At 57.6% G+C, this 24,785-nt stretch carries 21 protein-coding genes and 1 pseudogene; 11 read left to right on the top strand and 11 right to left on the bottom strand.

The window, feature by feature from the left end; genetic code table 11:
* Positions 1–518 precede the first annotated feature (518 nt).
* Positions 519–1,247 carry a DUF2968 domain-containing protein gene (locus tag ACSQ8V_RS34720; RefSeq protein WP_436208839.1) on the bottom strand — a complete coding sequence of 243 codons (729 nt, stop codon included), beginning with the start codon at positions 1,245–1,247 and terminating at the stop codon, positions 519–521.
* Positions 1,248–1,449: 202 nt separating this feature from the next.
* Complete coding sequence (locus ACSQ8V_RS34715; protein ID WP_436208838.1) at positions 1,450–2,322, bottom strand: LysR substrate-binding domain-containing protein; 873 nt, start codon at positions 2,320–2,322, stop codon at positions 1,450–1,452.
* Between the two features lie 238 nt (positions 2,323–2,560).
* On the opposite strand from ACSQ8V_RS34715, the gene ACSQ8V_RS34710 reads away from it, so the two are divergent.
* The 4 genes from ACSQ8V_RS34710 to rbsK all read left to right on the top strand — a co-directional run bounded on the left by ACSQ8V_RS34710 (position 2,561) and on the right by rbsK (position 7,509).
* A complete protein-coding gene (locus ACSQ8V_RS34710; RefSeq protein ID WP_213762843.1) occupies positions 2,561–3,535 on the top strand; it encodes a sugar ABC transporter substrate-binding protein in 975 nt (324 codons plus the stop codon).
* 209 nt (positions 3,536–3,744) lie between these two features.
* Positions 3,745–5,364: a sugar ABC transporter ATP-binding protein gene (locus tag ACSQ8V_RS34705; protein WP_436208837.1), complete on the top strand. Its 1,620-nt coding sequence runs from the start codon at positions 3,745–3,747 to the stop codon at positions 5,362–5,364.
* Positions 5,361–6,362, top strand: coding sequence for an ABC transporter permease (locus tag ACSQ8V_RS34700; protein WP_213762845.1), 1,002 nt, complete (start codon positions 5,361–5,363; stop codon positions 6,360–6,362). Before ACSQ8V_RS34705 ends, ACSQ8V_RS34700 begins: the two co-directional genes overlap by 4 nt.
* A 214-nt stretch (positions 6,363–6,576) precedes the next feature.
* Positions 6,577–7,509 (top strand): ribokinase, encoded by a 933-nt coding sequence (gene rbsK / locus ACSQ8V_RS34695; protein ID WP_436208836.1) that lies wholly within the window; start codon positions 6,577–6,579, stop codon positions 7,507–7,509.
* 464 nt (positions 7,510–7,973) lie between these two features.
* Here rbsK and ACSQ8V_RS34690 read toward each other — a convergent pair whose 3' ends face one another.
* Positions 7,974–9,110 (bottom strand): acyltransferase family protein, encoded by a 1,137-nt coding sequence (locus ACSQ8V_RS34690; RefSeq protein ID WP_436208835.1) that lies wholly within the window; start codon positions 9,108–9,110, stop codon positions 7,974–7,976.
* 189 nt (positions 9,111–9,299) lie between these two features.
* Here ACSQ8V_RS34690 and ACSQ8V_RS34685 point away from each other — a divergent pair.
* A pseudogene (locus ACSQ8V_RS34685) lies at positions 9,300–9,638 on the top strand (LysR substrate-binding domain-containing protein); the annotation flags it as partial.
* A gap of 142 nt (positions 9,639–9,780) precedes the next feature.
* Complete coding sequence (locus ACSQ8V_RS34680; RefSeq protein ID WP_436208834.1) at positions 9,781–10,146, top strand: VOC family protein; 366 nt, start codon at positions 9,781–9,783, stop codon at positions 10,144–10,146.
* Positions 10,147–10,410: 264 nt separating this feature from the next.
* Here ACSQ8V_RS34680 and ACSQ8V_RS34675 read toward each other — a convergent pair.
* Together ACSQ8V_RS34675 and ACSQ8V_RS34670 are read right to left on the bottom strand one after the other, a co-directional pair.
* A protein-coding gene (locus tag ACSQ8V_RS34675) for an IS3 family transposase (RefSeq protein WP_436207327.1) occupies positions 10,411–11,591 on the bottom strand; the annotation gives its coding sequence in 2 pieces (ribosomal slippage) (positions 10,411–11,339 and positions 11,339–11,591; 1,182 coding nt in all).
* Between the two features lie 158 nt (positions 11,592–11,749).
* Complete coding sequence (locus ACSQ8V_RS34670; protein WP_436208833.1) at positions 11,750–12,514, bottom strand: transporter substrate-binding domain-containing protein; 765 nt, start codon at positions 12,512–12,514, stop codon at positions 11,750–11,752.
* 544 nt (positions 12,515–13,058) lie between these two features.
* Between ACSQ8V_RS34670 and ACSQ8V_RS34665 the strand changes: the two genes are divergently transcribed.
* Together ACSQ8V_RS34665 and ACSQ8V_RS34660 are read left to right on the top strand one after the other, a co-directional pair.
* Complete coding sequence (locus tag ACSQ8V_RS34665; protein ID WP_436208832.1) at positions 13,059–13,781, top strand: hypothetical protein; 723 nt, start codon at positions 13,059–13,061, stop codon at positions 13,779–13,781.
* A gap of 359 nt (positions 13,782–14,140) precedes the next feature.
* Positions 14,141–14,791 carry a hypothetical protein gene (locus tag ACSQ8V_RS34660; protein ID WP_436208831.1) on the top strand — a complete coding sequence of 217 codons (651 nt, stop codon included), beginning with the start codon at positions 14,141–14,143 and terminating at the stop codon, positions 14,789–14,791.
* 109 nt (positions 14,792–14,900) lie between these two features.
* On the opposite strand, the gene flhC is transcribed toward ACSQ8V_RS34660, so the two are convergent.
* Complete coding sequence (gene flhC / locus ACSQ8V_RS34655) at positions 14,901–15,560, bottom strand: flagellar transcriptional regulator FlhC (protein ID WP_436208830.1); 660 nt, start codon at positions 15,558–15,560, stop codon at positions 14,901–14,903.
* 959 nt (positions 15,561–16,519) lie between these two features.
* Between flhC and ACSQ8V_RS34650 the strand changes: the two genes are divergently transcribed.
* Entirely contained in the window at positions 16,520–16,900 is a 381-nt protein-coding gene (locus ACSQ8V_RS34650; protein WP_436186217.1) for a hypothetical protein, read from the top strand.
* Positions 16,901–17,096: 196 nt separating this feature from the next.
* Here ACSQ8V_RS34650 and ACSQ8V_RS34645 read toward each other — a convergent pair whose 3' ends face one another.
* The 3 genes from ACSQ8V_RS34645 to ACSQ8V_RS34635 all read right to left on the bottom strand — a co-directional run bounded on the left by ACSQ8V_RS34645 (position 17,097) and on the right by ACSQ8V_RS34635 (position 19,285).
* Positions 17,097–17,768, bottom strand: coding sequence for a flagellar basal body L-ring protein FlgH (locus ACSQ8V_RS34645; RefSeq protein WP_213762854.1), 672 nt, complete (start codon positions 17,766–17,768; stop codon positions 17,097–17,099).
* A gap of 140 nt (positions 17,769–17,908) precedes the next feature.
* Positions 17,909–18,058, bottom strand: coding sequence for a DUF6726 family protein (locus ACSQ8V_RS34640; protein ID WP_346730462.1), 150 nt, complete (start codon positions 18,056–18,058; stop codon positions 17,909–17,911).
* Positions 18,059–18,580: 522 nt separating this feature from the next.
* Positions 18,581–19,285 carry a hypothetical protein gene (locus ACSQ8V_RS34635; RefSeq protein WP_436208829.1) on the bottom strand — a complete coding sequence of 235 codons (705 nt, stop codon included), beginning with the start codon at positions 19,283–19,285 and terminating at the stop codon, positions 18,581–18,583.
* A gap of 489 nt (positions 19,286–19,774) precedes the next feature.
* On the opposite strand from ACSQ8V_RS34635, the gene ACSQ8V_RS34630 reads away from it, so the two are divergent.
* Positions 19,775–20,035: a hypothetical protein gene (locus ACSQ8V_RS34630; protein WP_213762856.1), complete on the top strand. Its 261-nt coding sequence runs from the start codon at positions 19,775–19,777 to the stop codon at positions 20,033–20,035.
* 1,399 nt (positions 20,036–21,434) lie between these two features.
* Here the strand turns inward: ACSQ8V_RS34630 and ACSQ8V_RS34625 are convergent.
* A complete protein-coding gene (locus tag ACSQ8V_RS34625) occupies positions 21,435–22,676 on the bottom strand; it encodes an HD-GYP domain-containing protein (RefSeq protein ID WP_436208828.1) in 1,242 nt (413 codons plus the stop codon).
* Positions 22,677–23,374: 698 nt separating this feature from the next.
* On the opposite strand from ACSQ8V_RS34625, the gene ACSQ8V_RS34620 reads away from it, so the two are divergent.
* A complete protein-coding gene (locus tag ACSQ8V_RS34620) occupies positions 23,375–23,929 on the top strand; it encodes a lysozyme inhibitor LprI family protein (protein ID WP_436208827.1) in 555 nt (184 codons plus the stop codon).
* A gap of 106 nt (positions 23,930–24,035) precedes the next feature.
* Here the strand turns inward: ACSQ8V_RS34620 and ACSQ8V_RS34615 are convergent, their stop codons facing one another.
* Complete coding sequence (locus tag ACSQ8V_RS34615) at positions 24,036–24,506, bottom strand: hypothetical protein (protein ID WP_436208826.1); 471 nt, start codon at positions 24,504–24,506, stop codon at positions 24,036–24,038.
* Between the last annotated feature and the right edge of the window lie 279 nt (positions 24,507–24,785).

Here is a 24,785-nt window from a genome sequence, read left to right as displayed (position 1 = left end):
GGTGAGTCACCCGCGTGGTCCCCACAGTCATTTGCGTAAGTACGGCCTTACGCATCTTCGCGACCTCGTTTCCAGCAGGGTTGGCGATATGGTTCGAGGCGCGTACACATTTGCAGGGCGGTCGTCCGCGGATAGCGCGGGGTGCCCCTTGGGCAGGTTCAATCACTGGTGGCGAAGCGTGTGGGTATCCGTGTTCGGAGAAAGAGGGGTTCACACATCCGTGGCTCTGGCGAGCACCGTGCTTTTGGGGCACCTATGAATAGAAACTGCACGCTGTGGACACTTAGGGTAGCGTGGTTGAAAGCGCTTTCTTTGCTTCGTTTCTTTGTCGCTTTGGACAAAGAAATGACGTGCCGCCACGCACAGTGGCTAATAGTGGTAAAGAGAATATCCGACTCTCGCAGACCACCACGGCCGAAAGCACCAACCCGGCATAGACCCCGACCGCTAACCCCAGAACCGCCCACCCCAGCATAGCCCCCGCCCCCCCGGAAAACCTCCCGCCCCCTTCGCAAAACTCACTGCGGCATCAAATCCCCATCCGCCTGACGCTGAAGATCCTGCACCTTGGTCTGCAACGCACGCAATTCCGCTTGAGCCGCGTCCTGCTGCGCCCGCAACGTGATAATGGCTGCCTGCTGTTGCGCCTGACGATCAACGACCTGAGTTTGCTGCGCGCGCGCCACATCGACATCCGCTTGCAAGCGGCTCGCCCGGTTCTGCTGCAAAGCAATCAGCCGATCCGCGAAGGCGTTTTCAGCCTGCAACTTCTCGCGACGTATTTCCGAATCGGCAAGTTGGGCCGTGCTCTTCGCGAAGTCCGCATAAACCGCTTCGGCACGCGTATCGGTCTGCGTCTTGATCACGCGCCAAAACTTCTTTTGCTGGAACAGCGCGACGTAATACGTCATCTGGTCCGGATAGAACAACATGCTCGCGCCATAACTGCCGTTATAGGTCGTGCGCATCTCTATTACCTTGCCGTCACGGATCATCTGCTGCAACTCGGTAATGCTGCCGTTGCTGCCGTCGCTTCCATTACCCGGCGCCTGCGGTTCGTCAGCCGCGCCGTTGGTCAGCAAGCCACGCCGCGCGCTCGCATCGCCAAGCGCATTTTCCGATGCCGACGGCGAATCCTGCCGCGCAGGCGTTGCCGCTAATGCTGTTGTTGCGGCGCAAGCGGCCGTGCAGACCACCGCTCCTGCCCAGAGAACTACCCCGCGCTGCCATTTATTATTGGATTTCATGGAATTTCCGAGTTCTTTGAACAAAGCGAAACCGACCGGATTATGGCAGATAGAATGCGCCGATATTCATTGGCCACATCCAAAAACCGTGTTCTTTGAGTCGAAATCGAAGCAGCGGATAGTCCGTATACCCAGTGAACCAGTTGCGGCATGTGTCGAAGGCCGCGAGGTTAAGCAAAAGGCCCCGTCGTAACGCCCACCTTCACCTGAAAATATCGGCAACAAGGTTCGACACCGCCCGTATGCGCTCGCTGCCACGCAGCGCCGGATGCAGGACCATCCAGACATCCTGATCCAGCTCCCTGATATGCGGTTCGATGCAGACCAGATCACTGGTCGTATCACCCGCCAGTTGCGCGAGCACGCCCAGACCCGAGCCGCCCAGCACGCCGTCGAACACGCCCAGCACATAACTGCTGCGAAGGCTCGGCGCAGGTGCGCCCGGCAGCGTCTTGAGCCAGCGGGCCGCGGGATGGCCCCCCCGGCGCTCGTCATAACCGACGAAGGAAAGCTTGCTCCACTCCTTCTTCTTGATGGCCACCTTGTGACGCAGGTAATAGTCTCGCGATGCATATAAACCAAAGCGAACCTTGCCGATCCGGCGGACGTACAGGTCACCTTCGTCCGGACATTCCGACCAGATGGCAATGTCGGCTTCACGTCGGGCAAGGTTGTATGGCTGCTGCGAGGTCAGCACTTCAATGGCCAGTCCGGGAAACCTTTCCTGGAAGGAGCCGAGAAGCTTCATCAGGATGTAGGACATCCACTCGACCGCATTGATCCTGACCGTGCCTTCAAGACCGTGAGAACCCGTGACATCCCCGGCCCGTTCTATCTGATGCGCCAGGGCTTCCATCTGCTCGGCCCATGCAAGCACCCGCTGCCCGAACGCCGTGACTGCGCAGCCGGAAGGCACGCGGTCAATCAGGGGTTCACCCAATCTTCTTTCAAGCTCCGTCAAGCGGCGCGACAGCGTTGCCGCGCTAAGATCGCACGCCGCAGCGGCGGATCTCATGGTTCCTTCTCGGGCGATGGCAAGCAAAAGCCGCAAGTCGTCCCAGTCAACGTGTTCCATTTTTGAAACGCTCGCTTTCGATTTTAGACGTAGCATATCGCGAATCGCGAGGATAGCATTAGACCCGGATGGGCTGGATTGCCGCTTGATTTACGCCACGGCTCATGTATCGGGTTTGTACGTATTAGCGTTAAAGCGATCCGGCAACAAGCATGTCGTTCAAATTGATTTACTGACCAAACGACTCGACGGCTATTCCCTCAGTAGACCGAAGAGCGAACTAACTAACGGAGACTCTATGACCCGCAAAGCTAATCAAGCACGGCGCCGCTTACTCGCTGCAACCGCGGCGACCGCAGTAGCAGCCGCATTCTCGCTGTTGCCTGTCTCGTCGGCGTTCGCTCAAACGGCGAAAAAACCCGTTGTCGCCCTCGTGATGAAGTCACTCGCCAATGAGTTCTTCCTCACCATGGAAACGGGCGCCAAGGATTACCAGGCGCATAACGCGAGCAAGTTCACGCTCATCTCGAACGGCATCAAGGACGAAACCGATACCGCGAACCAGATTCGCATTGTCGAGCAGATGATTGTCTCGAAGGTCGACGCGCTCGTGATCGCCCCGGCTGATTCGAAAGCGCTCGTTCCGGTCATCAAGAAGGCCGTGGATGCAGGGATCATCGTGGTGAACATCGACAACCAGCTTGATCCTGATGTGCTCAAATCGAAGGACCTGAACGTGCCGTTCGTCGGCCCGGACAACGCGAAGGGCGCGAGGCTGGTCGGAGATTATCTGGCCAAGCGACTCAAGGCCGGCGATGAAGTCGGCATTATCGAAGGCGTGTCGACCACGACCAATGCGCAGCAACGCACGGCCGGTTTCAAGCAAGCGATGCAAGCAGGTGGCATGAAGGTTGTTGCGCTGCAATCCGGCGACTGGGAAATCGACAAGGGCAACGCGGTGGCATCGCAGATCCTGAACGCGAACCCGAACATCAAGGCGCTGCTGTGCGGCAACGACAACATGGCGCTCGGCGCGGTGGCTGCGGTGCGGGCGGCCGGCAAGGCGGGCAAGGTGCAGGTCGTCGGTTACGACAACATCAACGCCATCAAGCCGATGCTCGCCGACGGCCGGGTGCTTGCAACGGCCGATCAATACGCCGCGAAACAAGCGGTATTTGGTATCGACACGGCTTTGAAGGCGCTCTCCGCGCACCAGAAACAGTCGCAACTGTCGAGCGTGGTGGAAACGCCGGTCAACCTGATCACCAAGTAAGCCTGCTGGCCCCAAGCCAACCGGCATGCGTCATCGCGGTTAGCCGCGGTGGCGCATGCTGAACGAACGCTGCAAGCGGCGTAGAGTATCCCGACGCGCGCCCGGCTTTAGCTTCCAAGCTTCAAGTGTTCAAACGTGTAGTGCGCCCCAGCCATAAACGGCCGGGGCGAAACTCGCATTCCAGTACCCGCCCTAGCCTCTCATAAGCGATGCCAAGTCCAATAGTCCCTTCCGCCGACATAGCGCCGGTGCTGACCATTCACGGGATCGGCAAGACCTACGTCGAACCCGTGCTCGCGGACGTCTCGCTCCACCTGCGTCCCGGTGAAGTGCTCGCGCTGACAGGCGAAAACGGCGCCGGCAAGAGCACGCTCTCGAAGATCGTAGGCGGTCTTGTGATACCCACTACAGGTTCAATGCAGCTCGGTGGTATCTCATACGCGCCGGCAAGCCGCAGCGACGCCGAAGTACTCGGCGTACGCATGGTGATGCAGGAACTGAACTTGTTGCCCACGCTGTCGGTTGCTGAAAACCTCTTTCTGAATCGCCTGCCAAAACGAAAACACGGGCTGGGCTGGATCGACCGCACGACGCTGCGCGAAAACGCGCGGCAGGCGATGGCCCAGGTCGGGCTCGACGCTATTGACCCGGATACGCTCGTGGGTGAACTCGGCATCGGCCATCAACAGATGGTCGAGATCGCGCGCAACCTGATCGGCGATTGCCGCGTGCTGATCCTCGATGAACCCACCGCCATGCTCACGGCTCGCGAAGTCGACCTGCTGTTCGAGCAAGTCGCCCGCCTGAAGTCGCGCGGCGTGGCGCTGGTATATATCTCGCATCGGCTGGAAGAACTGGCGCGGATCGCCGAACGCGCGGCCGTGTTGCGCGACGGGCGGCTCGTGCACGTAGACACCATGCGCAATCTCACCAGCGACAAGCTCGTCACGCTGATGGTCGGACGCGATATTGGCGAACGTATCGACCTCGGCGAACGCCGGATCGGCGCGACGGCATTCAAGGTGCAAGGCATGACGCGCGGCAACGCCGTGCGCGACGTATCGTTTGAAGTAAAAGCCGGAGAGATCTTCGGCATCAGCGGGTTGATCGGCGCAGGCCGGACCGAACTCATGCGGCTGATTTACGGCGCGGATCGGGCGGATAGCGGCAGCATCTCGATCGCGCACCAGGGTGCGGCGCTCAAGACCGTCAGCATCAAGTCACCCTCCGATGCAGTGCGCCAGGGTATTGCGCTCATCACCGAAGACCGCAAGGGCGAAGGCTTGTTACTGCCCCAGCCGATTGCCGCGAACATTTCGCTGGGCAATATTGGCGCGGTATCGACGCACGGTTTTATCGATACCCGCCGCGAGACCGAACTCGCGCAGAAACAGATCGACGCCATGCGGATTCGCACGTCGAGCGCTGCGCAACCGGTGTCCGAACTCTCGGGCGGCAATCAGCAGAAGGTGGTGATCGGCCGCTGGCTCGCGCGCGATTGCACGGTTCTGCTCTTCGACGAACCCACGCGCGGCATCGACGTCGGCGCCAAGTTCGACATCTATGCACTGATGGGCGCCCAGGCGCGCGAAGGCCGCGCGCTGGTGGTCGTGTCCAGCGACCTGCGCGAGCTGATGCTGATCTGCGACCGGATCGGCGTGATGTCGGCGGGACGCATGACCGGCATCTTCGAACGCGATAACTGGTCGCAGGACGCGTTGCTGGCCGCAGCGTTCGCGGGTTATGCAGCCCGCGATAAAATCCTCAGCGAATCTATTGAACCGGGCGCCGAGACGCCGGACTTCCCTATCACGGAGCACCAGTCATGACTGTACAAACAACTACGCCGAAATCGCAGACGGAGCCGCCCAAAAGCGCGAAGCCGATCGGCACGCGGCTGGGGTTCTCGAACTACCTGGGCCTGATGGGCGCGCTCATCGCGATGATCGCGCTCTTCTCCGTGCTGAGCTCGCACTTCCTGAGCTACGACACCTTCAGCACCATCGCGAATCAGATTCCCGATCTGGTCGTGATGTCGGTGGGCATGACGTTCGTGCTGATTATTGCGGGTATCGATCTGTCGGTGGGGTCGGTGCTGGCATTGGGTGCGGCCGTGACCAGCGTCGCGGCATTGCAATGGCACTGGGGGGCGCTGCCGGCCGCATTGCTCGGCATGGCCGGTGCGGCGCTCACCGGCTGCGTGACCGGGGCCGTGACGGTGGGTTGGCGCATCCCTTCGTTCATCGTTTCGCTAGGTGTGCTGGAAGCGGCACGCGGTCTTGCCTACCAGATGACGAACTCGCGCACGGCGTACATTGGCGACGCCTTCGACTTTCTCTCGAACCCCATCGCGTTCGGTATCTCTCCTTCATTCCTGATTGCTATCGCCGTGATGGTCGTGGCGCAACTCGTGCTCACTCGAACGGTTTTTGGCCGCTATCTGGTCGGCATCGGCACCAATGAGGAGGCCGTGCGGCTGGCAGGGGTCAACCCACGGCCGTACAAGGTCATCGTATTTGCGCTAATGGGTCTGCTCTCGGGTCTGGCAGCCCTGTTCCAGATCTCCCGGCTTGAAGCGGCCGACCCCAACGCGGGTTCGGGGATCGAACTGCAGGTGATTGCAGCGGTTGTGATCGGCGGCACGAGCCTGATGGGTGGACGCGGCTCTGTTATCAGCACGTTCTTCGGTGTCCTGATCATTTCGGTGCTTGCAGCAGGTCTCGCACAGATCGGCGCGAACGAGCCGACCAAGCGGATCATCACCGGTGCGGTGATTGTGGTGGCGGTCGTGCTGGATACGTACCGCAGCAAACGGCGCATCATGTAAGCGCTGGCCGAACCCGGTCCCGAGCGCTCGTGCAGCCGCGCTTTGGATAGTTGATTCGCGCTAAATAGGCGCGAATCACGGGTGGCTCAAGAAAACGTGTCCCTATTATCGCCGACGTCCGTGGCACCCAGTTTGGGCTTAGCGCATTCATTTAAGGTGCTTAACAAAAGCTCAACCCCGGTGATCGAGCCGTTCGCCAGCAGGAGAAATTGAAATGTCCAAAGAAACCAAGCAAGGCTCTGTCCTCATCATGGGGAGTATCAATACCGATCTGGTCGCGCGCTCGCCGCACCTGCCGCGTCCGGGCGAAACGATCAGCGGCCACGAGTTCTCGCAGATATCCGGCGGCAAGGGCGCCAATCAGGCGGTTGCGGCTGCGCGTATCGGCGGCCGGGTGGCCATGGCCGGATGCGTGGGCGGCGACGCCAACGGCACATTGCGGCTGGCAGATCTGGAAGCGGAAGGGATCGATTGCAGCGCGGTCGAAACCGACCCGTCAGTGCCGACCGGCGTGGCGATCGTCACCGTCGCGGACGACGGCCAAAACACGATCGTGGTGGTACCGGGCAGCAACGGCCAGGTGACCCCGGAGATGGTCAAGCGCCATGAGGCGGTGATCAAAGCCGCCGACGTAGTGGTGTGTCAGCTAGAGACCCCGTGGGATGCCGTCTATGCCACGCTTGTCACCGCTCGGAGATTCGGCAAGCTGACCGTATTAAATCCAGCGCCGGCTACCGGTCCGCTGCCACCCGAGTGGCTGCCGTTAGTCGACTATCTGGTTCCGAACGAAGTCGAAGCAGCGATCCTTGCCGGATTACCAGTCGAATCGCAAAGCGGTGCGCGCAGGGCGGCGAAAGAACTTCAGCGAGCGGGAGCGCGTAACGTCATCGTGACGCTTGGATCGCAAGGCGCCTATCTGTTGCCCGAAGCAGGAGAAGGCACGCACTACCCCGCGCCCAAGGTGAGCGCAGTGGACACGACGGCTGCGGGCGATACCTTCATCGGCGTCTTCGCAGCGCAGTTGGCTGCACGCCAACCCATTGAAGCTGCGATCAGCCTAGCCCAGCGAGCCGCCGCCATTTCTGTTACGCGCGCCGGCGCACAACCCTCCATCCCGACTCGCCAGGAAGTTGACAGCGCGCCCTAGCCCTCTCTGTTCCGGGACTCCGCAAGCGTCCCGGTTAATCGTTACCCGAGCGCGGGGTGCCGTGCCCCTTGGGCAGGTTCAATCACTGGTGGCGAAGCGTGTGGGTATCCGTGTTCGGAGAAGGAGGGGTTCACACATCCTCCGCTCTGGCGAGCACCGTGCTTTTGGGGCACCTATGAATCAAAACTGCACGCTGTGGACACTTAGGGTAGCGTGGTTGAAAGCGCTTTCTTTGCTTCGTTTCTTTGTCGCTTTGGACAAAGAAATGACGTGCCGCCACGCACAGTGGCTAATAGTGATAAAGAGAAAATCCGACTCTCGCAGACCACTGACACTGAAAGCAGCAACCCGGCACTGACCCTTGACCACTAACCCCAAGTCCGAGTACGAACGAAAACCAATTCACGAAAACTTCCAACCCACCCAGCGTTAGTCACCGGACCAAGGCGACGGCGATCCGACACCTAATGCGCGTGCTCAGGTTGCCGGATCGCACGCGGTGAACGCGAGGTCTTGTAGGCTTTGCGCAGATACGAGCACAAGGGCTTTTCGATAAACAGGAAGCTGAATATTGACGCCGCCGTTAGCAGGAGCAAAAATCCAAAAAACGGCGCGGGGGCGGTGGCGACGCTCGGGAACAGCATCTTGGCATACCTGAAAAGCGGCACATGCAGGATGTAGAACGCGAAACTCGCCTCCCCAAGCAGGACCATGGGCTTGCTCCCAAGCCAGCCGCTAAGCAGCCCTTTAGAGCGTGCCAGGCAATAGAGAAGCACGATAAAAGCTGGGAACAACAACGCCTTGGCCAGCACATGATTTGCCAGCACAATGACCGCAACTGCTGCAGCCAAAGCCGCGAAAGCCGCCACATCGAAGACAAATGCTTTAGCCGTGCCCTGGCTTAGATAAAGACGCGCCATGCATATCCCGGCGATAAACTCGCCTATCCGAAGCACCGGCGTAAAGTTGACCAGTTCTCGCATCCAGTACGCCTGTCCCAATGACGATGGCAGGTACGAAAGCGTTAACGTAGGAATAACGGAAAATAACCAGCACGCCCCGATCAAGCTCAACAGCACACCAACGCTGCGATTTTTCAGGAAAGCAAACAGGAAGGGAAACGACGCGTAGAAGACCGCTTCCGCGGAGAGCGACCATCCGGGGGTATTCCAGGCGTTCGCGGTGGCCGGCGTCCAGGCTTGCAACAGCGCCAGGGAAATCACCCCGTAAAACGCAAGCCGCGCATATAGACCGGCCGAGTGTCCGTGCAAGGCGGCAAGGTTCGAATAGACCAGCGGTGCGAATACGATCCAGCCCAGCAAATAGATCGGGTAGATTTTTGCAAACCGGGAAAAATAGAACTGTCGTACGGCAGGCGCCTCTGCCCCGCTCATTTCCGGATGAGTGTAAGTGAGGATAAACCCCGAAAGAATGAAGAACAATTCGACGGGGTCGCCCGAATTTTCATAGAAATAAAATGGCGAAATCCCTAACGATGCGGCGACATCCGGCGAAAGGTGATAGAGCGCAACGCTCAACGCTGCCAGGAAGCGAACGCCGGTTAATGCGGGAATGACTGGCCTTCTTGCAACTATTGTCATCGTTCATTGGGTTCGCCGCGTGCCCCAGCCCGCCTGGCGATCTTATGGTGCACGTTAAAAAAATGGAAAATTAATGCGGAATGGCGGATTTTCGGGAAAATAAAGCGTTCTTGTGGATAGCGGGTGTTGCGTCGGAGCATCGCGACTAGCGTTCATGCGCAGAGGACCCGTGATTAAACCAGAACGGAACTATGCCCGGCAGATACGCTTGATCGGCAGTGGTGCGTCCCGCCTCGGGGCACCGGCCCGTTCGAGCACATGCAGCGTGTGTTCGCCGAACATGGGCTACCCATGCCGGAGATCGCGGCCGAAACGCGCTCCATCACAGTTCTTAAGAGTCTTGTCACGCGCGCGGGGTTTTTGAGCTGGATGGCCGCGCTGATGTACGACACCGAAAGCGCAGCCGGCGTGTTCGATACCCTGCCCATTCCAGGGCTCGTCGCGCGTCGCACGCTAACGGCTTTCCGACGCCGCCAGGGCATTCTTCCCCGCCCCGCGGTCATGCTGCTGGACTGTTACGGTAGTTGACCGCGACCGCAGCATGAGCGCTCCAATCGCGCCGGACACCACCGATTTGTTCGTGTGCCCCGGTGCCCCGCCGCTTGATAAAATCTCTACGCGGTTTCTCCAATAACGGCAGCAACATCATCTTGGGGAGTGACGAATCATCATGGATCAGATTCTCGCTATTCGACCTTTCGTACCCGCGAAAGACTTCGACGCTTCGAAGCGTTTCTACCGGGCACTAGGTTTCACGCTGACCCACGAGGACGAAAGCATTGCGATATTAAAGCTGGGGAATTTCAGCTTCATTCTTCAGAATTTCTACGCAAAGGAATTCGCCGAGAACTGCATGATTCAACTTCTCGTCCGGGATGTGGATTCGTGGTGGCAAAAGACAAAACCCGGCGAGCTGACCAAGCAGTTTTCTATCGCCGCCCCTCGCGAGCCAGCGCTGCAAAGCTGGGGCATGAAAGTAGGGTTCATCTTCGATCCTTCCGGCGTGCTTTGGCACGTGGCTGAGGTACCGTTCTGAACCCGCAGGCTTTTGTTCTCCGCCAATATACGTAGTCAATACCCTTCACCGTCTGCTCGATCTTCAAACCGGGCGACTCAAGCGGTATGAGCGCTTGCGACTGTGCGGTGTCTTCCAATTGCGCGAAGAGCGTTTGAAAAGCGAGTTCGTGCAAGGATGGCATGTGTATTCCAAGTTATCACCTTTAATATTATTGCAGGTGATAACTTGCCGCCTGTCACGATCTGAGGTTCCCTCGATATTTCGTCTTCCAGTAGGTGGAACTTATGCAGCTTGCTCGCCCTGATTTTGTTCACTGATCCAGCGGTCGAGATACTGGATTGGTGACCTGTAGCCGAGCGTTGAATGCTGCCGTTTGCGGTTATAAAAGACTTCAATATAGTCGAAGCTCGCCGCCTTCATTTCGGCGTGTGTGGCGTAACGCACGCCATGATACCGCTCGTTTTTAAAGCTGTTAAACCAGCTTTCAGTGGGGGCGTTGTCCCAGCAGTTGCCCTTGCGACTCATCGAGCAGGTCATGCCATATTCTTTGAGCTTGTCTTGGAACGCGTGGCTGGCATATTGGCTGCCCCGATCCGAGTGATGCATGACGCCCTCGGCCGGCCGGCGGCGAAACCAGGCCATCGCCAACGCGTCCGTCGCAATGTCTGCCGTCATGCGCGGCTTGAGCGACCAGCCAATTACCTCGCGGTTGAACAGGTCCAAAACGACAGCCAAATACAGCCAGCCCTCGTCGGTCCAAAGGTACGTGATGTCCGATGTCCAGACCTGGTTCGGCGCTGCCGGAGTGAAGTTGCGATCGAGCAGGTTCTCAGCCACCGGCAAGCCGTGCTTTGAGTCCGTGGTGACCTTGTAGCGCCGCTTGTGACGAGCATGGATGCCATTCTCACGCATGAGCCTTTCGACTCGCTGCTTGCCGGCGCTGAAGCCTCGCAGGCGCAATTCACGCATCATGCGCGGACTGCCGTAAGCGCCCTTGAGTTCGGCATGGATGGCGCCAATCAAGGCCAGCATTTGATCATCGGTCAACCGCTTGCGATCAGGCGTGCCACCGCGCTTCCACGCTCTGTAGCCACTGATGCTAACGTCGAGCACCACGCACATTTCAAGCAGCGCGAACGCCTTGATATGCGTGCCAATCCAGGCGTACTTCACAGAACATCCCGCGCGAAGTACGCCGCTGCTTTTTTTATGATCTCGTTCTCCCGCTTCAAGCGAGCGACCTCGGAGCGCAGGTGGGACAGCTCCATTGCTTCCGGCGTGACGACCTTGCTGCCAGCCCCCGTCAGCTTGCCCGCCACAGCGGCCTTAATCCAGTTGCGCAGACTCTGGCTGCTCAAGCCGAGCTCCTTCGCCGCTTCCGTGATCGTCTGTCCATCGCTCACGCGTTTGACAGCAAGTTCCTTGAACTCTGCCGTGTACGCCTTTTTCGGTATCTTCTTCATTTCTAGTCTTTCCAAAGTAACGTCAATTTTACGTCACCTGTGGAAGGCTAAATTTCGGGGGAAGCTCAATCGCATGAATTGTTTGACGCTTGCCGTGCTAACGAGCACACGCCACTCGCGTAGAGATCAAATTTTCCCGCATCGACCAAAGCACGATCTTAGTCCACGACAACAGGATCGATCTCCGTAGCAGTGAGCCCATATCGCTCCATCTTGCTTCGGTGATCCGGCGACCCGAGATACTGGCGCAACTGAATATCGAATTCATTGCGCAGATCCACGTTAGCCTTAGCGAATGAGAACGCGCCTTTGGGGGGCGCGTACGGCGTTGCCGCCGTGAGATCGTGCGAGACGGCAGACAAGGCCGCATTCCCGATACGTTGCAAAAGCGTGCGGTTTCCGAGCGCCGTGCTCGCGTATGCGTCAATGCGGCCCTCCAGCAACGCGTCGATCGCCTCTTGCTGGTGCTCGTACTGGTTTATCCGCGATTCGGGTACGCCAGCGCGCCTGGCCGCGTCGTGTTGTACCTGACCGGTGATCACACCCAGCAGCGCGTCGTCGATCCGCGCCAGTCCCTCGTAGCTCGTCAGATGCTTTGGGTTTCCGGCGCTAACCAGGAACCCGTCGTACAAGGCCCAGACAGGTACGCTGAACGCAACAAGCTCGGCTCTCTCCGCTGTCACGAATAAAGGAACATTGATATCCCAATGCCCCGCCGCGACGCCGAGTAGCAGTTCCGAAAATGTCGTTAGCCTGCACTCGACCGAACGCACGCCAATGGTCCGCAAAATCTCTTCGGCAAGTTCGACATCCGAACCGGATGCCGACCCGCTCTGGTTGCTCATACCGAAAGGCGGCTCGTCGATGTACGCCAGGACGACTTTCTCGCGCCACTTTCGATTCAATTGCGTCGTGCCTGTCATGAACAATATCCTCTCGAACAACATGGACACCGGAAGATATCATTGTCGCATCCGACCGCGTTGCGCTATGCGTTTAGCCATCGAATCGATAAAGCACGCTATCTACACGAAAGCGCACGTCCTCTGCCAGACTGTTGCTCACGAGCAGATAGCGCTGGCCTTCCGCCATGAAGGCCGGCTCAAAATTGGTAAGCAGCGGAAACAGCTCGTAAGCACTGCGGGAAACCGTGCACTCCTTCTCACATCGCACGCCCAAACCCGGTGCGATGATTCGACACGCAATACGCTTTGCCGCGCATCGATCACCCGCAAGCCCGGGGTTTCGATGCGTGGTGTCGAATAGAAGCTCGGATCAATGCGCTACGCGAGGCTTATCATGACCCATCACGGCAATCCAGAACTTGCTGGCTTCTCAAACCGGCTTCATCTGCCTAAAACGGCCCAATGCGTTCAATGGCCTTCAGCGATGCTGCAAAGGGTTAGGTTAGCGGAACAAACCGCACGCATGGCATTCGACCTGCGTGCGTTGGCGATCAACTGAGCCATGAAACCCTACCTGTTTGCTTGCACGCTTGCGCTAGCTACCGGGGTGCTGTCGCTCACTCCGTTCGTCACCGTTCACGCGGACCCGGTCGCGCGCGATGCGAGCGGCTCCAGGAGCAAAGCCACTGATCAGAAAAGGCACTCTCAAGATACGCCGTTCGAGTTTCGTGGAATCCCTCTCGGCATAACCCTCGACGAGTTCCAGGCAGGCGCGACCGTAAGAGCGACCCCGATCGACAGCGTGCCGGTGTGCGAGACCGATGTGATCGCCGGCTCCCTCGGCATGGACCTGAAGACGCGCGAAAGCCTGACGGTTGCCTGCCGCTGGGCGCATCAACGCGCCAATGGCTGGGCGATATCGCGCGCAGTGGTCGACGGTGCGCCGGCGCAGGACCACACGCTGCGCTTCGCACGAGTCAACGGACAAACCACCTTCAGGTTGTATGAGATGTCATTCGTCATAGACGAAGGCACCGCGGCCGATCTGCGCCACGCTCTTGCGGACCGCTATGGCGCGCCGCGGGCTGGCGCTCATACATCTGGATCCACATCGGCAAGCAGTGCGCTGCCGGTCTACGAATGGGAAAACGCAGTGAGCTCGATCACTTTGCGTTTCTTGCCGGCTACGCGTAACGCCACGCTCGTTTATCTGCTGAAAGCGCCCGACGCCTGGGTGAAGTCTGTTGTGCAGCAATGGAAGACCAGCAGCGTCGATGCGAGCTGACGCAAGTTGGTAAGTACTACTCCGTGCAAGCTACACGACTTTTCGAGCGCCACGGAAAGGTTGAGAAAGGACTTGCAGGAGCGCTCTGTTGCTTGTCGTTTCACCGCTTGCTGAAGTGCGCGACCATGGAATTGCGGCCGGACGATCCATTGCTTTCCACGAGTCGGATCGCGACAGCGCCCTGTTCATCCTCGGAAATAAATCATGCAAGTCAGCAGGGATATCAGTTGTTGTTATCGCGGTCATTTCATCGTCAAGAGCGTGTCTGGTCGAGTCAGCCTTACTACAAGCATGCGAGGTTCACACGAATTGCACCTGCTCGCTACCCGCTGAAGAACGTAAACAGGAGTGACGGCGTCATGGTTAGCTCGATCGAATGCAGGACCGAAGGATACGGTTCGATCATTGTCGAACCCGTCATTCGTCTCGGCATGACGGACGTCACCAGACCAATGGAACGCCTCGCCAGCCGGATTAAAAGATCTCTGCGCAATGCATCGCTCATCTGCGCCGCGCTCAGCCCATCCTTGTTATCCGGCTGCGCATTGACCGTGATATCCGCCGTCGATGCAGCCGGGTCAGTCGTACAAGCCGGCTTGAGCATTGCGTCGAACCACTCGTCACCCACCGTCATCAATGGTGATCAGGCGTCTCTTCATGCCGTGTGCATCGAGTGGAATTCCATGGTCCCCGTTGGCGACTTTGTCCCGGCATTGCAATACGCGTTGCATAAACGCGGGGTGGAGTCGACCGTGTATGCGCCAGGGACTTCCCCGCCAAGTTGCGAAGCGACACTCGTATACAGCGCGGCCACGGATTGGGGGCATCGGACATTCACCGACGGATACACCCAGTACCTTTCCGCCATCAACCTCACGTTGATCCAACGCGGAAAGATCGTGATCGCCGCCAGCTACGCCACGAGCGGCGCCAAGCTCGACCGCTTCGCGAGCACGGCGACCAAGGTCACGGCGCTCATCGACAAGATGGTGGTTGCAACGTCGGATTGATTAGAGCATGAAGCGCCAATGCGGCTAGAAAGGCTGCGGCATCATCACTGATCCGATCACACACGAACCCGGGACTCGCAGACTCTATAGCGCGGCTCAGGTAGCCTGCTCAGGCGGCCTGCCCGCAGGATGCTTCGTGCTGAGCAGGTTTCACATCAGCGCAGCCCGATAGAGTCACATTCAACTCCTCCATGGCCTCGGGCTGTATGGTGTTGCATTCACCTGCAGCTTCGTCTTCGGTGATGCGCGAAACAGCCTTGGCGCTCCTGCCCGCCCGCGACGGCGGCTGGCAACTGCCACACATCGCGCTGTGAGCCGCGTCTTGCTTGCGCGTGACGAACTTGGCCGTGCAGGTGCAGCATCGGGTCAACTGCAGGATGCCGGCGTCGAAGAAACGCACGAGCGTCCAGGCGCGCGTGAAGCTCAACATGATGTAGCTGTCGTGACGCTCGCAATGCTCGAGATAAAGCTTATAGCCCTTCGTCAATGCATCGAAATGCGAACAGCCCGCGAGATCCGTCAGGAATCTATAGATGTTATAGAAAAGCGATGCGTGAATATTCGGTGCCCATGTCAGGAACCAGTCAACCGAGAACGGCAACATGCCCTTGGGCGGAGACACGCCCCTCACTTCCTGATAAAGGCGAATCATGCGGTCACGAGAGAGGTTGACTTCGCTTTCCAGTACTTGAATACGTGCACCGAGTTCGATCAAGATGGCGGCCCGCATCACGTCCTGAGCGTCTTCAGTAATACTTTTCTTCGCCATTGGCGTAATCCTCTTCTTATACAAACTGATCGGCTGCTGTATCGGCCAGCGTTGTGGCCCTGCACCCAAGGATTCAAGCCCGGGAACCGCGCACTCGCAAGAACGCTTCGGCACTTCGAGTCGGCGCTTTAGCCGGATTGTGCGTAATCAGGGTACCGGCGAGATCGACTATCCGATCCTCAGGCACCCTAAGTCCCAGGAGGAAAAACATAAGCAGAACCCCGGACATAAAACCTACTGCACCGCCGATTAGCAACATGCTCCCTCCGTGGATTTTACCGAGCTCAAAAAATGCCGTCGATGAATTGATCACTTGATCATCTGACGAAAACGTTAGGAGACCCGTTGCATTGTATTGGTAACGACCTTCCCTGAATCGAATGATCCTCCTTTCCTCTCAAGTAAATTTCTTGGAAAAGACAAGTCTTTTCCCTAAGGCTTACGGAATATTTCCTTTAATTTCCTGCCATTTTTGATATGCATGCGATTACTTTCAATTCTTTAATAAACGCGGCGAAATTATTTATAAGATTCAGGAAGGACTTGGCGAACGTGCATGTTGCTCGGCGTTTCAGCGCTAGCGAAAGTGCGCAATCATGAACCTGCAAATTGACGAAGCAATGTGCGGGAGTGGCTGGATCGCAACCATCCCTCGCATTCCTCTTCGTTCATGGATGCAAGAGGATATAAGGCTGCAGAAGATCACTTAGCAGGATCGTGCAGTCTGCTTTCTTCGCAGGATCGATCCTGGACAGGGTCGGCAGCCGGCGTGGAAACTGACATTAATGCAGATGCGATGAAGGTCGCTGGAGCAGTGCATGGCGCCCGTACACCGTGCTTTGCCACTTGCGCCCGTGAGAACGATCGGCAGTGTTGCCAAGTTTGTCACCTGTCGACGGTGAAGTTGCGTTGGCATCTTTTACTCGACTTCCGCTTAAGCGAAGTCCTACTCGATAATCATGAAACAACTTACCCAAACTCTGCTTCTCGCAAGCGTCCTGGCAACCGGTGCCGGCAGTGCATTCGCTCAAAGCACTTTGCCGTCCAACCTGGATGGCGGCCGCGTTGGCCGCGAAGGGTTCGGATCGAGCTTTGCGGTGGTCAATGATCTACAGCATTTGCAAAGGCTATATGACCTGAACGGCCGGGAAAGCGAGATGAGGGATATCTACCACGACGTCCTGCTAAAGACGCAGGTCCCGGCGATCCGCCAATATGTCTACGAAGCACTGGCGCGCAATCTGCTCCGCCCGACCAACGTGGACCAGGCGATTACGACCATTCGCACGAGCCTGGATGAAGATCTGAGCACGCTGGCAAAACATCCGCCCGCTCCGTGAAGGGCGCGCCCGCCAAGCGGGCGCTGAAGCGGATGCTATTCTCGGACGTATCGAATCGGGGGAAAGGTCACCGGCGGTCTTGCGTTTCGTCCGAAATAATTCCGGAGAAAGCAGCGGCTCAAAAGCGCTCAGCAATGATGCCGGGGCACCCGGCACCAGCAACGTGGCCCCAGCCCCGACCGCTACCCTCGCGGGATCAGAACGTCAGCACGCTAAGAAACATTCGCTGCAGCCAGCCTACCGTAGTTGCGTCGGCGAGCATGCCGACACCTGCCTGTTCAATACGCGCGTTGGCAACTTTGCTTGACGATATGTAGTTTCCAGCCTCGATGTCCTTAGGATTCACTATGCCCGACAACCGCAGGCGATCGCGGTTCTGGTTCATCGCAATGATCTTGTCCCCTGCAACCACAAGATTCCCGGTCGGCAGCGTGGCGATAACTGACACTGCCAGCGTCCCGGTCATCCCGGTCGTATTCGACACAGCCCCCTGCCCTTTGAAAGTCGTGCTCGCGGACCCTATGTTAAACAGCTTGGCCAGTCGCGCCGCTGCGCCGCTAGACTGATCGGCAGCTTGCGCGCTAATGTCGCTCGAACGGTCCGCTGATGCATCGCCGCTGTTATTAGCCGAGTAGGACTCCGAGAGGCGAATCGTCAATACGTCGCCCACGTGTTGCGCGCGAGGCGTTTCGTATAGGGCCAGCGTGTTGCCGCCCTGGAAGATCGCGCCCCCCGTTTCAATATTCAACGGACTTGAGACTACGACTGGCGCGAACGTCGGCATATCGACGATAGAATTCGAGCCGCCTGAACATCCAGCTAACGACGCCATACCGCTAGCCAGAATCACAAACTTTAACGAGTTCATTTTTTAATGGTTCGCGAGATCAAGGTTCTTGGCCATGCGTGGCACGATGAAATAGTGGCCCGCGTCTGGATTGCTGACTTGCCGCTAAGCCCTAAGCCGTGCTCACCCGCTCGTCATGTGGAGCGGCGAGCCGGTCATTGTCAATCGATTGCGTCGGCGCATGTGTCAAACGGCGCGGCGGCGGCATGACCCACGGCCGGCACGATCTTAAGCGTGGCCGACACCAGGCGGCACGGCAGTGCGGCCACCGCGCAACCCTCCATTGGCAATATGACCACGCTCGCCATCATGCATGCCACCAGCCGCACGCAACGTTTGTAAGACTGCAAATTGAACATAAATAAGACCGCTACCCTTTCAGACGCTGGTGTTAATGCGTGTGCCAACCGAGCCGGTCGACGGTAGCGCTGGGGAAGTCGCTGGCTCAATCGGCAGCGATAGCGAATCGGTCTTAGCGCTCTTGCCGGCCGCGCTACCTGAGTTACCGCCAGTCGGGCGCATGGGTGTCGGCGCAATACGTTCTGCAGGGCTACGGCTGTTAACATTCATGATCAGGCTCGCTTTCAATAAAGATGAAGGGATCGAGGCAGCGTCAAGGTAGCCTCAAGGCGGACTTGAACGCATACTTGAACGCACGCCAGGTCGCTAGAACTCTCTTTCGACATCGAATGATCGCGCTTAACGGCTAGCGTTGATTAATGAAAGATCACCGCTTTTTCTAGACTCCTTACCAGCACTTACCATACGGTCTCAACCACAATTAATACGCGCTGCCGACCTGCGCTGCCAATGATCATTCGGCACCGGCAAACCTATATCTTCACGTCGACTACCAGTCCGATCGGATTCCATCTAACGCCCTTGGTCTCTTCGCCCAAACCATCCAGAACATCCGCTAACGGCACCTCCTCCGCATTAACGTCAGGTGCCACATAGGATTGCCATGCGTTGTTGAGCGTGCTGACAGCGCCAGCAATCGTGGTGCTATCGTTCGCACTATCATCACTGCCGGCCGTGGACCCAACGGGGTCGTCAAGCTGCCAGTCCCAGGTGTCGGCTGCGGCATCCTGGTCCACGGAGGTCGCCCGGACAGTCTTCGCAAGCTCTTCTATGGAAGAGCCGAGATCGACATAGGCCGACGTGACCTGGTCCGTTAGCGCAGCATCACCCTCTTGCTGATCGGACGCATTGAGCGCGTGCTGCAAGACAAGCGCCTGATACAGCGCCACCAGGAATTGCTTGCCTGCGCTTTTGTCCGCCTCCCCGCGCGCCTGGGATTCGGCGGTAGTGCCCGAGTTGCCCGAAAAGGAATCAGTGTCCGTAGAGCCATTACTGGCCGACGCAAACCCGCTCGGGTCGATCCCCATGCGTTGCAGCGTAAGTTTCAGCGCCGCCATCAGGGCATCGCCGCTTCCTGACGATGTCGCCGACGGCGGCCGCTCGGGAAGCGCGCTGCTGGTCACATTGGACGACGGCTTGGCCGTGCTGTTGGGAAAATCCGAAGATGAAATTGACATGCTGGAATCGAGTGCCATGGTGTCTCCCGGTTGGTTGTTCAGTGATGCCGAATCGGCTGCGTAGAGGGGGGTGGCAGTGCTTCCCGGATCAGGTTCGCAGTGCTGCATATGCTTGAGTGGCGAGTGTACGAATTCATTCTCCCAGACGTCATATCGACCTGGCATGCAGGAATCTGTAGTGTTGGAAAGTCTGAGTAAGAAGCTGGAGCCAGCGAGATATCCGGCAGTCTTATGGACTAAGCGCTACCGGCACGACAATGAAATATTCGGTGATAAATGCGTTGCTTTCAGTTTAGGAATCAGCTTGTAAACAGTGTATTTTTTGGACGTTGAATGCAAAGAATTCGACCAGGTTATCCGCCAATTCATGGCTCATTTTCCTAGGCAAATAACGTCCTTTAGAAAATTCCCTTACCGGTTATTTCGAAACCTAAGGTTGTTCGAATCGCTGACGTTATCACTAAGTATTGAACGTACTTGGAGGATGAAATGAATTTTTCCACGACCGGCGAGATTGCTTGCAAAGTGCGCATCAACCCCATCATGCTGGTTAGCGGTCAAGGTGTATCAAGCCGTGCAATTCGATATCGGGGCAAACACACGCTGCGTGCCTTGCTGGGATTCCTGGATAGTCAGCGCGAGGTTCGCGCGCTGGTCTTCAGCCACACATCCGACGGGGAAATGTTATGGGTCGACATCCAGACCGGGGAGTCAAGAAGCTTTGAGGAGTGGCGATTCGAAGCGGCATGATCGACGTATCATGAGCGACGTATCAAGAGGCCGGCGTCCCCGCGATCATCGGGGCGCAGCATTCAGGTAATAAACACGATCCGATCTCCCACCGTCGAACCGCATTCCACGAAATACGCAATGCGGGCAGCCCTTACGTCAAGAAGAACGCGGTCGATACCTTCAACACCGGGACTTTCATGCAAATGCGTCTTAACAATGACTCTCGAGCTCGGCTTGGCTAACGCGTCAAGCCGGATTTCAACGAGATACTTTATGGCGTCTCGTTGGTTCATAAAATACAGAATCATTAACAACGTGTCCTTACCGCAGTTAAAGCGACGCTAATCAACACTACGTTCCATCGGGTCCGAAAGTGGCACGAAACACGAGAATGCAGGCAGATGCCAGCGCTCTGTTACTGGACGGAGATTTCACCCGACATGACGTCGATCCAGACAGGGCCGTCTTCAGCTTGGTGGCTGTAGACAAACGCCCGTACCTGTGGTCCCGCTATTCTCAGAAAGCGCAGTACATCGCTCCTGCGTTGCTTGCCGCGATAAGGAACGCGACATACCCTTTGATCACATTCCATCAGCAATACAACGTCGTTACACTTAAGAAGCCGCTCGATCATTGTTTCGCTCAACCCATGTGAAAGCTCGGCTGCCCTTGTTCGCTGCATGACCGGCATGACGCCGTGATCCGCCAGCGAGCCAACCGGCTCCGGTGACGAGGGAAAGTGAGTGACATTCCCCAGCGCCTGACTCGCATGCTCGGCGGTGTGCCGCGCGATTGATGCATTCCGGCTGGGAACGTCGCGAACACCTGTGCGCTTCCTGGCGCTAGTCATTTACATCCGACCGCACAGGCGATGGCCGATACGCCCGCCACGGCACCCACGATTCCGCCCAGGGCAAACGTTCCCACCGAACTGGCGCAAGCTTGAAGATTGAGTATGCAAAAGAGCATCGCGATGAAAATGAAGCGCCGCAATATTTTCTCCCTCAACAGTCGTTGCTGCGGTTTGGACCGGCCAGAACTCCGGGGCACCTGACGCAGTTTCCCGTCATGGCCCTGATGTGCATTTGAAGGAGTCAACGCAGAAGACGCCATGCACGCATAGAGAGGTTAGAGCGCTTTGAAGAGGGGCATTTCGGCAATTACGGGCTGTAGATGCCATCTGCTTACCGGGCATTACCTGGACGGGTGCGCGAACGCAACAAGCCCTTAGCCGGTCTTTTCGCGCCGCGCCGGGGCAATCGGTCGTACGTGATTCAGAGCCTGATGCGAATGGAATTTCGGCGGGACACAATCAAGCTGAAACTGCGGCGGCTGGATAGTCCGCTTAAGCTAACCCGGGGCAACCCGGGTACATCTGTCAACACGATGCAAAGACCCATGACGCACCCTGCGTGGCCTACGCAAAAGGGCCGACCTGATTCAACCAGAGGTCGTTTAGTTGCGGAAGGTTCCACTGTTTGGGGTCTTCAATGGCCACTATCCGGTCAGCGCCCTTTAATTTCTTCAGGTCTACTATCTGAGGGAAGACCGGTTGATTCGACTTGCATGAGAAGAACGTCTTTACTGTCGGCGCGAGGATAGACCCGCTGCCTTGATCGAGCACGACAGCAAGAAAGCCCGATTCAAGCCGAACCAGTGAGCCCACCGGGTAGATGCCCAACGTGCTGATGAACGCCGCGAGAATGGTCTTGTCGAACTGCCCCTCCCACGACGCCATGCTGCGAAGCGCCTGAGTCGGATGCCAAGACGATTTGTATGGCCGCTCGGATGTCACTGCGTCGTACACGTCGCAGACCGCACCCATCCGGGCCAGCAGGGGAATGGCTTTATCCTTGAGCCCGTGGGGATATCCACGGCCATTGACCTTTTCGTGGTGGTGCAGAGCGACCTCCAGCACCCCGGCACTGACGTCGGCTGACTGCAGCATGAGCCAGCCGTCGTAGGAGTGTTTCTTGGCGACCTCGTACTCTTCCACACTCAGCTTCCCGGGCTTGTTCAGCACGGCCAGCGGCATAAGCGCCTTGCCCAGGTCATGCAGCAAACCGGCCACGCCGGCTTCCAGCACACCTTGCTCGTCAAGCTCGAGTTCGCGCGCCAGCGCCGTCATCAGCGCACACACGGCAACGGAATGCATATACGTGTAGCCGTCGTGGTGCTTCAGGCGCGCCACGCTGGTCAATGCGTACGGGTTGCGAATAACGGACGCGGCAATGCTCTGCACCAGCGGCATCATGCTGGTGCCAGACACAGCTCTTCCCATGCGGGCTTGCTGAAACACCACCTTCATCTCATTGGAGGCTGATTCAAACAGACGCTTTGCGTGCTTGATTTCCTCGCCTACCGGTCTTCGCGGCAGTTGCGTGCGCGCCGTAACGAATAGCTGATCGTCCCCCGTCTGCGCGGCCGAGCTGCCTGCGTCGAACGGGTCAACCGGTTCGCCCTGGCAGTCCTCAGAGCACGACAGACCTCGATCCGTATCGATCACAATGGACGTAATTCCGCTTGCGATGATCCTCTCGATATCGATAACGGTGAGCAAAAACGAGTTCTTCCAGAATGGGTGATCGAGCCAGCGCCGATCCAGACTGTGCAGGAACATGCCAGGACGCAATAAAGAGGCTGCGACCGTTTTCAACATAAGCCAACTCCGATGAGCCATGTTTTGGAACTAGCGAAGGGAGAAGCCAGAACACCGTCAGCTTCGGCCTACACGTACGCGCTCCACCAATGCACTGATCAGATCCTTGATTTCTTTCACCCCGGCACCCTGATTGCCCGGGCGAGCGGCTCAGGCCGTCAGATTCAATCCGGTCATTGGCCTTGAGCGCCGTACCTCAATGACAATGACAGTCTGCGCGGCTCGCTCCAGGCTAGCGGACCCCGTTGCATCGCTAGCGCCAGGGCTCGCCGCTGATGCCTGATCACTCGCCAAACCTTCGATACGGAATGATCGCGCGTACCGGCCAGTGAGCATTAAAGAATGACCGCAATATTTCCCAGACGCCTTACACCGGCTTACCGCACATTCAATAGGGCGACCCCACGTTGCCTTGCGCAGCTAGCGGTCAGACTGACCGTAAGCTCTAAGTAAAACGCTCAACCAGCGCCGGTCGTACCCTCCTTTATCCGCCAGCTTCGCCGTCGGATCGTCCCTAGCGTACCTCACGCCGCTTTCAAAAAACCCGCTGGTCAGCCGTTTACGTGCTCGTTTAACAACAGTCTGGTTCAACTGGAAATATTTGGTAAGTACAGACCGAACCGCCGTTCTTTTCCTTGCATTCCAGGCATCGAATCCAGCCGAATATGAATGAAAGGCCCATTCTTCCAGCGATAACGATGACCCTCTTCAAGACCACCCTGATCTCCGTGATTCTATTAGGTAGTCCGCTTGTGGCTCACGCCACCAGCTTCGATTGCAACCTCGGTCACTCAGCGACTGAAAAGCTGATTTGCCACAACCCGGATTTATCGAAGCTCGACGATGAACTCGGAAGGCTGTATTGGAAAGCGCGCCGCGCAGTTGCGGATAAACGTTCATTCCGTGCGGACAGCGATGCCAAATGGACTTGGCGAGAAACGCATTGCACGGATGAAACGTGCCTCACGACCTGGTATTCCGGCCGTATTGGAGAACTTCAGCAATTGGTCGATGACCTGCAATCCATCTCGAAGCCCTCGCCTGTTAGCACAGCCTCAGAGCGTGTGTTGCCGGAATCCACGATTGCGATAGGTCAATGCACCGTTGCCGAGCCCGGTATGATTTCGCTCGATAACTGCAGGTCGGCGATGAAATCCAATATGCATTGGAAATACGACGTGCATGGAGGCGACTGGTTCTGCGGAGTCGCCGTGCTGGATGAATCGAAATTGCCTGCGGTCGCCCTGCAATGAGCGAGCGGATCCACATTGTCAGCAATGGGTCATTCGAACACCGCCTGCTCGCCGAACGCGTTATTTAAAAAATTCAATACCCTCATTTCTCAAGCCAAGCCTTGACCTAGCGCCGGTGGCCTCCCGAGAACGCGTGCATGCCACCCCCAAATCGCGATGATCCGCCACGAAAGCCGAAGCCCATCGACGCGCCAACGTGCATATGACCCATTTGATGAAAATGGTTGAAGTGGGAAAAGTGGTGGAAGCGATCGACGAAAATAAAGCTCACGCCCCCGCCAATGAAAAGCGGCGGCCCCCAATACCATGGATCGGGATACGGGTAGTACGCGACCGGGTACACAAGCATGCTGCCATCAGGGCTCTCGACGATCTGCCAGGTTCCATCGCTTTGCAGACACGCCCGTCCCACGACTTGCTGCGTCGATCCATCAACATCCGCTTGTCCCGCTACGGCACGGCAATTGGCGCCGTGATCAACATCTGCACCGGCTGCATCGTCGTACGTTTGCGCAAGCGCGGGCGCAGCGAAACCCAGGACAGCAAGCATTATTCCCAACCGAAGTAACTGACGCATCATCATCTCCTGCGTGGACCCGTGCACGCCCCGTTACGCCAGCGTCGATTGACGCATAGCGCGTGCTCGCACCGCTTGAGGCGCGGTATATGGATTAAACGATCGAAGCCGTGAAAATATTCCGGCATCGCACGCAACCCGAAACAATCGGCGAAGGTAAACGACGCCTTTGCCGGTGCCTGATACCACCGAGTGGCCGCTGCGGCTTTATCGTGGAAATCCTTAGAGCGGACACATTTGGTATGTGCTTAATTTGGCATAAGCTTAATGTCAGGCAAC

The sequence above is a fragment of the Caballeronia sp. LjRoot31 genome, assembly GCF_964253885.1.
Taxonomy (GTDB): Bacteria; Pseudomonadota; Gammaproteobacteria; order Burkholderiales; family Burkholderiaceae; genus Caballeronia.
Note: the sequence above shows the minus strand (reverse complement) of the source record. Positions and strands in the feature narration are given on the sequence as shown.